This window comes from Spirillospora sp. NPDC047418, assembly GCF_040643275.1.
GTDB lineage: Bacteria > Actinomycetota > Actinomycetes > Streptosporangiales > Streptosporangiaceae > Spirillospora.
This window is the reverse complement of sequence record NZ_JBEYTW010000077.1, coordinates 1-12,404: the sequence shown is the minus strand read 5'-3', so window position 1 is coordinate 12,404 and position 12,404 is coordinate 1. Positions and strand designations below refer to the sequence as shown.

At 69.9% G+C, this 12,404-nt stretch carries 11 protein-coding genes and 1 tRNA gene; 3 read left to right on the top strand and 9 right to left on the bottom strand.

What is annotated here, in order from left to right:
* The first annotated feature begins 488 nt into the window (after nucleotides 1-488).
* A complete protein-coding gene (locus ABZ806_RS33790; RefSeq protein WP_500221517.1) occupies nucleotides 489-1,037 on the top strand; it encodes a GNAT family N-acetyltransferase in 549 nt (182 codons plus the stop codon).
* Nucleotides 1,038-1,526: 489 nt separating this feature from the next.
* Here ABZ806_RS33790 and ABZ806_RS33785 read toward each other — a convergent pair whose 3' ends face one another.
* From ABZ806_RS33785 to ABZ806_RS33750, 8 genes are all read right to left on the bottom strand, one after another.
* A complete protein-coding gene (locus ABZ806_RS33785; protein ID WP_500221516.1) occupies nucleotides 1,527-1,922 on the bottom strand; it encodes a DUF6924 domain-containing protein in 396 nt (131 codons plus the stop codon).
* 481 nt (nucleotides 1,923-2,403) lie between these two features.
* The gene (locus ABZ806_RS33780; protein WP_500221515.1) at nucleotides 2,404-2,838 is read right to left on the bottom strand and encodes a VOC family protein; all 435 of its coding nucleotides are present in this window, start codon (nucleotides 2,836-2,838) and stop codon (nucleotides 2,404-2,406) included.
* Nucleotides 2,839-3,076: 238 nt separating this feature from the next.
* Nucleotides 3,077-3,149, bottom strand: a tRNA-Thr gene (locus ABZ806_RS33775).
* A gap of 62 nt (nucleotides 3,150-3,211) precedes the next feature.
* Complete coding sequence (locus ABZ806_RS33770) at nucleotides 3,212-4,714, bottom strand: alpha/beta hydrolase (protein ID WP_500221514.1); 1,503 nt, start codon at nucleotides 4,712-4,714, stop codon at nucleotides 3,212-3,214.
* A gap of 346 nt (nucleotides 4,715-5,060) precedes the next feature.
* Nucleotides 5,061-5,666 (bottom strand): hypothetical protein, encoded by a 606-nt coding sequence (locus ABZ806_RS33765; RefSeq protein WP_500221513.1) that lies wholly within the window; start codon nucleotides 5,664-5,666, stop codon nucleotides 5,061-5,063.
* 16 nt (nucleotides 5,667-5,682) lie between these two features.
* Nucleotides 5,683-6,957 (bottom strand): ABC transporter permease, encoded by a 1,275-nt coding sequence (locus ABZ806_RS33760; protein WP_500221512.1) that lies wholly within the window; start codon nucleotides 6,955-6,957, stop codon nucleotides 5,683-5,685.
* Nucleotides 6,954-7,655: an ABC transporter ATP-binding protein gene (locus ABZ806_RS33755; RefSeq protein ID WP_500221543.1), complete on the bottom strand. Its 702-nt coding sequence runs from the start codon at nucleotides 7,653-7,655 to the stop codon at nucleotides 6,954-6,956. The genes ABZ806_RS33760 and ABZ806_RS33755 overlap by 4 nt, the downstream gene beginning before the upstream one ends.
* A 134-nt stretch (nucleotides 7,656-7,789) precedes the next feature.
* Nucleotides 7,790-8,965, bottom strand: coding sequence for an efflux RND transporter periplasmic adaptor subunit (locus ABZ806_RS33750; RefSeq protein WP_500221511.1), 1,176 nt, complete (start codon nucleotides 8,963-8,965; stop codon nucleotides 7,790-7,792).
* Nucleotides 8,966-9,242: 277 nt separating this feature from the next.
* Between ABZ806_RS33750 and ABZ806_RS33745 the strand changes: the two genes are divergently transcribed.
* Together ABZ806_RS33745 and ABZ806_RS33740 are read left to right on the top strand one after the other, a co-directional pair.
* On the top strand, nucleotides 9,243-10,319 hold the full coding sequence (locus ABZ806_RS33745) for a ferredoxin reductase (RefSeq protein ID WP_500221510.1): 1,077 nt from the start codon (nucleotides 9,243-9,245) through the stop codon (nucleotides 10,317-10,319).
* Nucleotides 10,320-10,339: 20 nt separating this feature from the next.
* A complete protein-coding gene (locus ABZ806_RS33740; protein WP_500221509.1) occupies nucleotides 10,340-11,431 on the top strand; it encodes a fatty acid desaturase family protein in 1,092 nt (363 codons plus the stop codon).
* On the opposite strand, the gene ABZ806_RS33735 is transcribed toward ABZ806_RS33740, so the two are convergent.
* On the bottom strand, nucleotides 11,416-12,252 hold the full coding sequence (locus ABZ806_RS33735) for a GNAT family N-acetyltransferase (protein ID WP_500221508.1): 837 nt from the start codon (nucleotides 12,250-12,252) through the stop codon (nucleotides 11,416-11,418). The two genes, ABZ806_RS33740 and ABZ806_RS33735, sit on opposite strands and share 16 nt — an antisense overlap.
* Between the last annotated feature and the right edge of the window lie 152 nt (nucleotides 12,253-12,404).

Sequence of the window (12,404 nt, the reverse complement as noted above, 5' to 3'; positions counted from 1 at the left end):
ATCACACAACAACCGACCAGCCAGAACCCGCCGCGCTCGCCTCACGCCAGTCCCCCAGAACACCCCCGGGCGCGCCCCAAGCCAGGTCGAAAGACGCGGCCCCCAGCCATCGCAGGACGGCCCACCTGCCGGAGACCGCCGCCTTCACCCACGCGGCGCGTCCCAGGGCACCCCTTGGACGCACCCCAGGCCAGGCCATAGCGCCGCCACATTCACAGGCCGGGCGGCGCACAGCCACCGCGCAACAGCCGACCCGCCGCAGTTCGCCGCGTTCACTCGTGTGCACCGGCTTGGGCATCCCGGGGACGCGTTCGCGGGGCGGTGGCGTGCTCTGCTCGGCGTCGCGGTGGTGTTTGGGGCAGGCGGGTGGGGCGGGGGTGTCTCGCAGACGTGACTGCGGGGGGACTGCGGTTCGTGAGGTGGGTGGGGCAATCTGGGCCCTAGGCGAAATGCGGTCCATGGGCAACGGTGCCGGGGACGGAGGCATTGTGGGATGTCGCGTGATGCTGCGCCGGATGCGGGCGGCGGACGAGGACGAATTTCTCCGGCTCGCCGAACAGAGTGCGGACTTACACGGGAACTGGGTCCGGACTCCGACCGACGTGCTGACGTTCCGCGAATACCTGGGCCGCTTCGCGGATCCGACCGTCGGCGAGGCACTGCTGATAAAGCGCGTGGACACGGGGGCCATCGCAGGTCATGCCACCCTCACCGGCATCATCCGCGGGCCCTACGACCGCGCCGTCCTGGGGTTCGCCGCCTTCGCACCGAGCGCCGGCCGGGGTTTCATGACGGAGGGTGTCGGTCTGACCGTGCTTTACGCGTTCGGTCCCCTCGGCCTGCACCGGGTCGAGGCGGACGTCCAGCCGGGGAACGAGCCGTCCCGCCGCCTCGTGCGCCGCCTCGGGTTCCGGCGGGAGGGGTTCTCCCCGGAGTTCATCAACATCGGCGGCGTCTGGCGCGACCACGAGCGCTGGGCGATCACCGCCGGCATGACGACCAGCCTCCCCCCATGCGACCCCAACATCCTCCCCTAGGGCCTCCGCCCGGGGTTCCCCCATTGAGGCCCGCCGCTGGCACCCGCGTAAGCAGGCTCGACCGAATGAACCGTTTCGCGAGATGGTGAACGGCATGACGAGTTGAAGAGAAGAGGCTGAGCGCTGGCGCTGAAGAAGACCTCTGCTCTGGGCTGGTGCATGACGGTCGACGGCCTCCCGCACTGTGCCGCCTGCGGCGTCCCGCTACGAGGGTACGTGTACCGGTCCAGGCCAGGCAGTGATCGCTGCATCGGCCTGGCCTGGTGCCCCGCCTGCCGGACGTACTCCGGAACGATGGTCCATGTACCCCGGAAAGAAGATCTCCCCGACGCGCTGGGCCCGCTGGACGGATTCGCCCGGGAGCGACCTGCTGAACAGCGAGACCGAGCTCATCGAGCGCATCGACCGACTGATCCGACGCGGCACATGGCCGCCGGTCTCGGGTCGTCGGCGTCGATGACGAGCCCGTGACCGTGCTTGCTGATCCGGTTACCCGTCGAAGCCTCGGAAGGTACCTGACTGATCCGCACTATCTGCGAAGTCGTCGAAGTCCAAGTTCGCGATGCTGAGGTTGAGCGATACCTCGCCGTACCAGCGCGGCGGTACCCGGAATGTCCGGCCGGGTCCCGTGTACAGGTCAACGGCGAGCAGCGGCCGTTCGTCGTCCCTCATAGTGGCTGCGTCGGCGAGAAAGAGGTACGTGAGTTTGTCGTCGTCACTCGCTGCGGCGTCCAGGTCGACGAGCCGCCGGATGCTGATGCCGGAGTACATCGGGTCGCTGACGTAGGTTGCGTACGCGTCCTCACCCTGACCCTCTATCGCAGTCTTGAGCTCGGCCCACGCCGGGTCACTGCTGAAGTCGGTCCGCAGAATCAGCGACGTCATGTCGTTGGGGCGAGGCAGGGGGGTCACCCTGTCGATCTTCCCAGCCATACCGGGCGGCGTCGAGACGCCGCGCGGTCAGGCACTGTGTCGGGCAGTCATGCAGAAAGCCCATCGCGAGTGATCGCGGTGGGCCTTCGAGCTGGGAGCCGCCTATCGGAATCGAACCGATGACCTATTCATTACGAATCTCACGAACGAGATCCACACTCGTCCAGCGATGGCCATCGACCTGCTCGACGGCCCTCTCGGATGCCGTTGGATTCCATCCTCGTCCGAACTCGTCCGGACCCGGTGTTAGCAGCCGCGTTAGCAAGATCACGCGGTGCCAGCTAGATGCGAACCACCGGCGCACCTAAGGTCCAACCGTCCACCTCGGCTACCGCGTGCGCTGACGTGTGCCCGCGCTCACACCGCTGTGCTCGGTATCGCCCGGCTGCACGACCTCGTGCTCGGGGTAACTCCCGTAATTGGCCGGGGCCCATCAGTCGATGCAGAATTCGTTGCCCTCGATGTCCAGCATTGGGATGCATGACTCGTTTTCCTCGTCGGCATAGAGCGTTTGCACGTGGGTCGCACCGAGCGCAACCAGCCGTGCGCACTCGGCTTCGAGCACCGCGAGGCGCTCGTCCCCCACAAGCCCGGTGCCGACCCGGACATCGAGATGCACCCGGTTCTTAACGATCTTGCCTTCGGGGACGCGCTGGAAGAACAGGCGCGGACCTACACCTGAGGGATCACTGCAGGCGAACCATGAATCCCGCTTCTCAGGGGGCTGGGTACGGTTGTAATCCTCCCAGGTGGCGAATTCCTCCGGTGGCGGCGGCGTGACGTACCCCAACACCTCGCACCAGAAGCGAGCGAGGCGCTCAGGTTCTGCGCAGTCAAAGGTGACTTGGAAGTTCTTGATCGTTGACATCGGTGCAGCGTACCGTGGGCAAGTTCGAACGGCGTGTGACCCCGATCCTGGTCCGGTGGCTGCTACGTCCTGGCCCCCGCCATGATCGGCTTCGGGCCGCTGCTGATGCGACGCAGGGGGTCGCCCTGTCGATCTTCCCAGCTGCATCGGGCGGCGTCGCGACGCCGCTTGGGCAGGCAGGTCGGGCGGTCATGCAGAAGGCCCATCGCGAGTGGACGCGATGGGCCTCTGAGCTGGGAGCCGCCTATCGGAATCGAACCGATGACCTATTCATTACGAGTGAATCGCTCTGCCGACTGAGCTAAGGCGGCGCGCCGTACGGGCACGGCGGGATGAAGTCTACCGGGTCCGCGGGGGTGGGTGCGCACGGGTTTCAGCCGCAGGTGGTTCCGTCCTTGGGCGGGTCGGTGGTGATCAGGTAGTTGTCCGTGGCCTTGGTGATGCAGGAGTTGCCCTGCAGGTAGGCGGTGTGGCCGTCGCCGTTGAAGGTGAGGAGGACGCCGCTGGAGAGTTCGCCGGCGAGGTTCTGGGCCCACTTGTAGGGCGTGGCGGGGTCGCGGATGGTTCCGATGACGACGATGGGGGGTGCGCCCTTGGCTGCCAGGGGCTTCGGCTGCTGGCTGGTCTGGAAGGGCCAGTAGACGCAGGAAAGTCCGCCCCAGACGACGAAGGGGCCGAAGCGGGGGGCGACCTTCTTCGCCTGGTCGACGTACTTCTCGTAGGCGGCGAGGTCGGCGGGGTTGGGTTTGTCGATGCAGTTGACGGCCATGTTGGCGTCGGTCTGGTTGCTGTAGGTGCCGTCGGGTTTGCGTTCGACCATCTCGTCCGCGAGGGCCAGGAGGATGGTGCCGTCGCCGCTCTGCATCGCCTGGGTGAGCGCCTGGCGCAGGACGGGCCAGTACTGCTTCACGTAGAGGGACCTGGCTATGCCCATCACGGCCAGGGACTCGGTGACCTTGCGGGAGTCGCGCGTGTTGCTGAGCGGCTTCTTGTCCACGGTGGAGAGGAAGGACGAGATCTTGGCGATGACCGCGTCGGCGGTGTTGCCGAACGGGCAGCTGCCCGACTTGACGCAGTCGTCGGCGAACGCGCGGAGGGCCGTCTCGAAGCCTTTCGCCTGCTCGACGAGTAGTTCCGTTGAGGAGAGCTTCGGGTCCACCGCGCCGTCCAGGACGAGGGCACGGACGTTCTTCGGGAACTGCTCGGCGTAGAAGGCGCCCAGGTAGGTGCCGTAGGAGGCGCCGTAGTAGGTGAGCTTCTTGTCGCCGAGGGCCGCGCGGAGGATGTCCATGTCGCGGGCGGCGTTGACGGTGCCGACGTAGGGCAGTTTCGAGGCGTCCTTGGCCTTGCAGCGCTGGGCGAAGTCCTTGCTCTCGGTGGCGAGTTCGTTCGTCTCCTTCTGGTCGTCCGGGGAGGCGTCGGTGGCGAAGAACTCGTCGAGCTGCGGGCCGGTGTTGCAGCGGACGGGGCCGCTGGCGGCGACGCCGCGGGGGTCGAAGCCGACGATGTCGAAGCGGCGGCGCAGGTCGCTGCCGAACGTCCGGGCGGCCTGCCGGACGAAGTCGACCCCGGAACCGCCCGGTCCGCCCGGGTTGGTGAGCAGTGAACCGATGCGCTGGGACTTCTCCTCGGCCGGGAGCCTGATCACGGAGATGCCGACCTTCTCGTCGGACGGGTGGGAGTAGTCCAACGGGACCTGGACGGTCGCGCACTCGAAGCCGTCGTCGCACTTCTTCCAGGACGGCTTCTGGGCGTAGAACGATTCGAGGCCCGAGGGGACCTGCGATGACGACGTCGTCTTGTTGTCGCCATCGCCGTTCCCGCCGTTCCCGTTGCTGCATCCGGTGGCCATCGCCAGTGCAAGCACGGTGGCCACACTGATGAACCTCGCTGCCCGCACCTGGACCCCGTCTCGTCATAGCGGCACGTACGCCGCCGCCTACGCTACGGCTGCGCGGCGCGGGAGGCCACCACCCTGCCGGTGCGTGGGGTGGAGATGGGGCCCGCGTGGCGCGGGCCCCATCCGCGCGGCGCCGGCGTTGTGGGATGCGCGGGCGCGCCTCCGGGCGGCCGCATGGGCCGTGCGGCCGCCCAGAGATTCGGGGGGTGCGGGCGTGGTGCGTGTCAGGAGGTGGAGCCCTGCGGTGGTCCGCCGGGTGGTCCGCCGCGGCCGCTGATTCGGGGCGTGGTGTTTGGTCTCATCGGCCTCCTTCGGTCAGTGGTCAGCGGCCCGAGCCCTTGCTCACCGTGGTCGCGGTGACGGTGCCGTTGGCGTCCTTCGTGCCGCGGACGGTGACGGTCGCGCCCGAGCCGAGGTCCTTCAGCGCGCCGTCCTCGGTGATGCGGATCTTGGTCGTCCCGCTGGTCCTGACCTGCACGGTCTGGCCGGACGTGGTGCGCAGGTAGAGCGTGCTGCCACTGATCTTGACGACGGTTCCGGTGGTGGTGTCGCCCGCTGCCGCGCCGCCGCGTCCGCCCGGCCCCATCCCGTCCGGCCCCATCCCGCCCGGCATTCCGCCGCCGGGCATGCCGCCGTAGCCGCCCGGGGGCCGTCCGCCCGCGTAACCGCCTGCCGGGGCCGGGCCCGCGCCGGACGCGCCGGAGTCGTCCGACGACCACTTCTGTGCCTGGACGCCGCCGAGGAAGCCCGCGACCAGCAGGATCCCGGCGGCGAGGTACAGCGTCGGGCCCGACAGGGGCCGAGGCCGCGGGCGGGCCGACGCCAGCGCGGTGTCCAGGTCGTCGTCGAACGGGGAGTCGGACAGCAGTTCGGCGTCCCCCATCGGCGTCCCGGCGGGCGAGGGGTCGTCTCCGCGGGTGCGGCTCACGGTTCTCCTTCGGTGGTCAGTCATGGCGGAGCGCCTCGATCGGGCGGAGGCTCGCGGCGCGGGAGGCGGGGTAGCCGCCGAAGAACAGGCCGATCGCGACCGAGACGCCGAGGGCCAGGACGATCGACGACGGCACCAGGACCGGTTCCACGCCGGCGATCGTGAAGCGGCTTCCGACGACGCCGGTGAGCACGCCGAGGAGGCCGCCGAGCAGGCTGAGGACGGTCGCCTCCGCGACGAACTGGCCGAGGATGGCGCCGCGCGGTGCGCCGATGGCCTTGCGGATGCCGATCTCGCGGGTCCGCTCGGTGACGGTGACCAGCATGATGTTGGTGATGCCGATGCCGCCGACGAGCAGGCTGATCGCGGCGACGGCGCCGAGCAGGACGGTGAACGTGCGGCTCGACTCGCTGACCGCCGACTGGACGCCGGCCTGGCTCGACACGGTGAAGTCGGCGGTGCCGGACGTGGTGCCGTGCCGCTGGGCGAGCAGCCCGGTGATCTCGGCCTGGGCCGCGTCGACGGTGTCGCTGCCGGTCGCCTGGACGATGATCTGGTCGAGGCCGCCGTAGCCGGTGAGGGTCTCCCGGACGGCGTTGAGCGGCGCGACGGCGATGCTGTCCGGGTCGGAGAACGACGATGAGGACGAGCCGGTCGCCTTCAGGACGCCGCCGACCGTGAACCTGATCCCGCCGACGTCGATCTTCTTGCCGAGCGGGTCCACCCGTCCGAACAGGTCGGACGCGACCGTGCTGCCGATCACGACGGTCTTGCGCGCGGCGGTCACGTCCGCGTCGGTGAACAGGGCGCCGGACGCGATGGTCTTGTTCGCGGCGCCGAAGTAGGACGGGGTGGTGCCGACGAACTGGCTGATCGTCACGCTCGTCCCCGCGTACCCGGCGGTCACCGACTGGCTGGTCACGACGGGGGACGCGCTCTTGACCGCGGACGCCTTGCGAAGCGCCTCCGCGTCGTCCGTGGTGAGGTCGTGCGCCTGGATGCGGGGGCCGCTGCCAGAACCCTGAGCGCCGCCCGGCCCGCCGCCCGGCCCGCCGAAACCACCCGGTCCGCCGAAGCCGCCGCGGCCCGTGGTGGACGGGCTGACGGTCAGCGAGTCCGCGCCGAGCCGCTGGATGCTCTTCTTGATCTGCTCGGACGAGCCGTTCCCGACCGCGACGAGCAGGATCACCGCGGCGACCCCGATCAGGATGCCGAGGGTGGTGAGGGAACTGCGCAGCTTGTTCGCCGACAGTCCGCGCAACGCGAACCGGAGGATGTCGAAGGCGTTCAACGCGCGCCCTCCGTCGTCCAGGAGGCGTTGGGCGGCGGTCCCGCGACGGGGGCGCGGCGGACGTCCTCGACGATCCGGCCGTCCACCAGCCGGACGATGCGTTTGGCGTGCGCGGCGACGTCGCCCTCATGCGTGATCACGATGATGGTGCGGCCGGCGAGGGCGAGCCGGTCGAAGACGCCGAGGACGTCGGCGGTGGATCCGCTGTCGAGCGCGCCCGTCGGCTCGTCGGCGAGCAGCAGCGACGGCGCGGTGACGAGGGCGCGGGCCACGGCGACGCGCTGCTGCTGGCCGCCGGACAGTTCGTTCGGCTCGTGCCGGGTCCGGTCGGCGAGCCCGACCTCGCGCAGCGCGGCGAGGGCGCGCCGCCGCCGGTCGGCGCCCCTGATCCCGCCGTAGGCGAGCGGCAGTTCCACGTTGGCCTGCGCGGACATCCGCGGGATGAGGTTGAAGGACTGGAACACGAACCCGATCCGCCGGTTGCGCAGGATCGCGAGGCTCCGCTCGTCGAGGCCGGCGACGTCCAGGCCGTCGAGGAGGTAGCGGCCGCCGCTCGGCGCGTCCAGGCAGCCGATGATGTTCATCAGCGTCGACTTGCCGGAGCCGGACGCGCCCATGATCGCCACGTAGTCGCCGCGTTCGACGGTCATCGACACGCCGCGCAGCGCATGGACGGCCGTGTCGCCCGTCCCGTACATCTTGGTCACGTCGCGGAGGCCGAGCACCGGGGCGGGCGCGGCGCCGCGGCGGGCGCGCTCCCCCGGCGGGCGCCCGCTCTCGGGCGGGGGCCCGCTCGCGGCCGGGGCCGCCGGAGCGGAGCGATCCGGGGAGGTCATCGGCGGCCTCCCCCGCCCGGAGCCCCGCCGCCGCTCATTCCCGGTCCGCCGCCGCCCGGGAAGCCCTGGCGGCCCGTGGTGCCGGACGTCCCGGAGCCGCTCGTGGACGTCACGGCGATCTGGTCGCCCTCCTCCAGGCCCGACTTGATCTCGGTGCCCTGGTCGCCCTTGACACCGATCTCCACCGTGACGGTGTTCTGCTCGCCGTTCCTGACGACCGTGACCGTGCTCTGCCCGCCCGCCGTCCTGACCGCCGCGCTCGGCACGTAGAGGACGTCCTCCGCCTTCGCGACGGTGATCTCGACGGTCGCGGTCTGGCCGAGCCGGACCCCGGAGGGGACGTCGCCGAGCGAGATCGTCGCGGGGAACTTCACGACGTTGTCCGTGGTCGTCGGCGACAGGCCGATCGCGGTGACCTTGCCGGTGGCGGTCTTACCGGTGAGTGCGTCGAACGAGATGGCCGCGGCCTGGCCGACCTTCAGCTTGGTCGTGTCCGCCTCGGTGAAGTCGCCCACGATCTGGAGCTTGCCGGTGTCGGCGATCTCCATGAAGCCGGAACTCGATGAGGAGGACGAGGAGGACGTAGACGATGATGAGGAACCCGGCGAGGACCCGCCAGAACTGGAGGCCGACCCAGAGCTCGAACTGGAACCGCCGGAGCTGCCGGAGCTGCCGCCGACCGTCCCGTTGACGGCGGTGATCGTCCCGGCGAACGGCGCCTTCAGGACGGTCCCCTGGTAAGTGCGCAGAGCGGAGTTGTACGAGTTCTTCGCCTGGAGGTAACTCGCGTACCCCTGTTCGGACGACGTGTCGGCCTTCGCGGCGACGGCCAGGTTCGCCTTCGCCGCGTTGACGTTCTCCAGCGCCTCGGTCTGGTCGAGCCGCGCGAGGACGTCGCCCGCCGAGACCTTCGTCCCCGCCTTGACGTAGATCTTGGCGACTGTGCCAGAGGCGCCGAACGACAGGGAGCGGCTCTTGGCGCTCTCCACCGAGCCGGACGCCGACACCGACGACTCCACGGTCCCGCGCGTTACGCGGGCGGTCCGGGTGGACGCGGCGGCGCCGTCACCTCCGTCGCCGAGAGTGAGGTATGCGGTGCCGGCGCCCGCGACGAGCAGTACGCCGAGCGCGCCGTTGACGAGGAGCGTCCGGCGTTGAAACGGCCGATTCATGCGGATGAGGTTCTTGCGCACGCATGTGGCTCGGGTGAGGCGAGAGTGAGAATCGAATGAGAGCGACGCAGGAGCGAGCCTGGCGGCGGGGACGAGATCTCGCTACCCGTCGACAACCTGCGGCGCCGTTCTTGTCACCGAGCTTTACACCGCCGGATGGAACATCGTGCGATGGTGTGATGCCTGTCGCTTTAGCGCCGTATGCCTTGAACATCCCCCGCTTCCTACGCGACCGTAGGTTACGCAACCGTAAGTTAAGCGCCATCGGGGAGGCATCGTGATCAGCGCACCGCGACGTCCGGGCCCGGGTCCAGGCCGCCGGATCGTGGCGGCCGCCCGGCTCCTCACCACACCGCTCCTGCCGGAGGACTACCTCGGCCTGGTCAATCCGCTGTGGTCGGCCACCGATCCGCGCGGGCGCGTCGAGGCCGTCCGGCACGAGGCGCCGGGCGCCGCGACCCTGGTGATCAGGCCCGGCCGGACCTGGCGGGGGCACCGGCCGGGTCAGTGGGTGCGAGTCGGCGTGGACATCGGCGGCGTCCGGCACTGGCGGACGTTCTCGCTCTCGTCCCCGCCCCGGCCGGACGGGCGCATCACCATCACGGTCAAGGCCGCCCGCGACGGGTTCGTCTCCGCGCACCTGGTCAACGTGATCCGGCCTGGAACGTTCGTGCGGCTGGCTCTGGCGGACGGCGAGTTCGTCCTGCCCGCGCCCGTCCCCGCAAAGCTCCTGTTCGTCACCGCGGGCAGCGGCATCACCCCGGTCATGTCCATGCTGCGCCACCTCACCACAGCCTCGGCCGCCCAGGCGGACGCCGTCGTGGTGCATTCCGACCGGACGGCCGGGGACGTGATCTTCGGTGCCGAACTCCGCCGGATGCCGGGGGTGCGCCTGCACGAGCGGCACACCGCCGTCGAGGGCCGCTTCAAACCGTCCGACCTGCCGGACATCTGCCCCGACTGGGCGGAACGGGACGCGTGGGCCTGCGGCCCCGGCGCGATGCTGGACGACCTCACCGCGTTCTGGCGCGCCGAGGGAGCCGAGGAGCGGCTGCGCGTCGAACGCTTCCGGACCGTCCTGCGAACCGGCGACGGCGAGGGCGGCCGCGTCACGTTCACCAGGAGCGGCGTCGCGGTGGACGCCGACGGGGGCACGCCGCTCCTGGTCGCCGGGGAGGGCGCGGGCGCCCTGCTGCCGAGCGGGTGCCGGATGGGCATCTGCTACGGCTGCGTCGGCCGGCTGTGCTCCGGCAAGGTCCGCGACCTGCGCACCGGCCGGGTGCACGGCGAGGAGGGCGAGATCGTCCAGACCTGCGTCTCGGCCGCCGCCGGCCCCGTCGAAATCGACCTCTGAGGCTTCTGGGGGACAGACCCATGACCGACCATCTGACGACCGCCGACTACGACACGATCGCCGCCGAGCTGGACGCGCTGCAGGAAGAGATCATGTCCGGTCTCGGCGCGCGCGACGCGGACTACATCCACCGGGTGATCCGCTGGCAGCGCGGCCTGGAGATCACCGGCCGGGCGCTGCTGATGGCGTCCTCGCTGCCGCCCGCCTGGGTCGCCGGGACCGCGACGCTCGCCGTCGCGAAGATCCTGGAGAACATGGAGATCGGGCACAACGTCATGCACGGCCAGTGGGACTGGATGCGCGACCCGAAGATCCATTCGACGACGTGGGAGTGGGACAACGTCTCCCCCGCCGAGCAGTGGAAGCACTCGCACAACTTCGTCCACCACACGTTCACGAACGTCCTCGGCAAGGACAACGACGTCGGCTACGGCATCCTGCGCGTCGCGCCCGAGCAGGAGTGGAGCCCCGCCCACCTCCCGCAGCCGATCTACAACCTGCTGCTGGCGATGTTCTTCGAGTACGGGGTGGCGCTGCACGACCTGGAGCTCGACAAGATCCGGGCGGGGACGGCCGACGTGGAGGTCACCAAGGCGAAGCTGCGCCAGATCGGCCGCAAGATCGCCCGCCAGTGGGGCAAGGACTACCTGGCGTTCCCGCTGCTCAGCGGCCCGCAGTTCGTGGCCACGCTGGCCGCGAACTTCACCGCCAACATCGTCCGCAACGTCTGGGCCCACATGATCATCTTCTGCGGGCACTTCCCCGGCGACGTCGAGGTGTTCGAGGAGGAGCGGCTCGACGGCGAGACGAAGGGCGAGTGGTACGTCCGGCAGCTGTGCGGCTCGGCCAACATCGCCGGCAGCCCCCTGTTCCATCTGATGACCGGCAACCTCAGCCACCAGATCGAGCACCACCTGTTCCCCGACATGCCGAGCAACCGGTACGGGCAGATCGCCCCGCGCGTCCGCGAACTGTGCGACAAGTACGACCTGCCGTACCACACGGGATCGCTGTCGAAGCAGGTCACCAGCACCTGGAAGAAGATCGTTCGCTACGCCCTCCCCGGCGGAAAGCCCGCGCTGAAGGCGCCGGGTCGTCAGCCGAGCGCCTGAGCCACCGGGAGGAAGAGGCGGGACGGGTCGTTCGCGATCGGGGCGCCGTACTCCATGATCGTGGTGGTGAACGCCGGGCGGAGGCCGTGGTCCTCCGCCCAGGCGATCAACTCGGGGTGCCGGTGGTCGACGTCGAGGCGTATTGGGCCTTCGGGGGCGATCTCGTCCACCAGGGTGAGGGCGGTTTCGGTGTCCCGCGCGATGACGGGGCCGACGATGACCTGGTCGTCGTTCCTCCATGCACCGCCATAGCCCGCGACGCCGCTCCCGTCGCGGACGACGCGTAGCGTCTGGCAGAAGAACGGCAGCCCCTCGACCACCTGCGACCGGTCGGCGCCGAACACCTCGGTATCGAGTGCGTGGACGGCGGGCATGTCGCCCGCCTCCACCGGCACGGACACGCTCCGCCGGGAGGGCCCGTCCGACACACCCTTGTACGTCGTGCACAGCCCCACGGCCCTGAACCCGAGACGCTCGTACAGCACACGTCCATACTTCGTGGCGGTCAGGCAGAGGCTCGCCGTGCCCGCGTTGTCCATCGCGTGGCGCATCAATCGTCCGCCCAGGCCACGTCGCTCGAACCGCTTGGCGACCAGGACCATGCTGATGGCCGCGACGTCCTTGCCGTACGGGGTCGACACCACCGTCCCGGCGAGTTCCCCGTTTCCGTCGTCAACGCCGTAGACGTCCGCCACTGAGAACAGGAACCGCCACTTGCGGTCTTCTCGTCCCCACTCGCGGTCCTCGGCGAGGCGCTGGCAGGCGGCCAGGTCGTCGAGTCCGAGCAGCCGCACGGGTCCGTCCGGCAGGGGGGAGTCCATGCGGAGGACGCTAGGAGGCCGCGACCGGCGGCACAACCGAATTATGGAGGCCCACGACTGCGGGGCTCCCTGCGCTGAGGGCGGGGCCAGGATCATCGGCTACGTCGCCGGGTCGTCCGATCCGGGCGGTGGGCAGCAGGTGTACAGGTAGC

Excerpts from the sequence above, each read along its gene's own strand:
- ABZ806_RS33785 (WP_500221516.1), bottom strand. The coding sequence starts at position 1,922 with ATGACGTCGCTGATTCTGCGGACCGACTTCAGCAGTGACCCGGCGTGG.
- ABZ806_RS33780 (WP_500221515.1), bottom strand. The coding sequence starts at position 2,838 with ATGTCAACGATCAAGAACTTCCAAGTCACCTTTGACTGCGCAGAACCT.
- ABZ806_RS33755 (WP_500221543.1), bottom strand. The coding sequence starts at position 7,655 with ATGTACGGGACGGGCGACACGGCCGTCCATGCGCTGCGCGGCGTGTCG.
- ABZ806_RS33750 (WP_500221511.1), bottom strand. The coding sequence starts at position 8,965 with ATGAATCGGCCGTTTCAACGCCGGACGCTCCTCGTCAACGGCGCGCTC.
- ABZ806_RS33740 (WP_500221509.1), top strand. The coding sequence starts at position 10,340 with ATGACCGACCATCTGACGACCGCCGACTACGACACGATCGCCGCCGAG.
- ABZ806_RS33735 (WP_500221508.1), bottom strand. The coding sequence starts at position 12,252 with ATGGACTCCCCCCTGCCGGACGGACCCGTGCGGCTGCTCGGACTCGAC.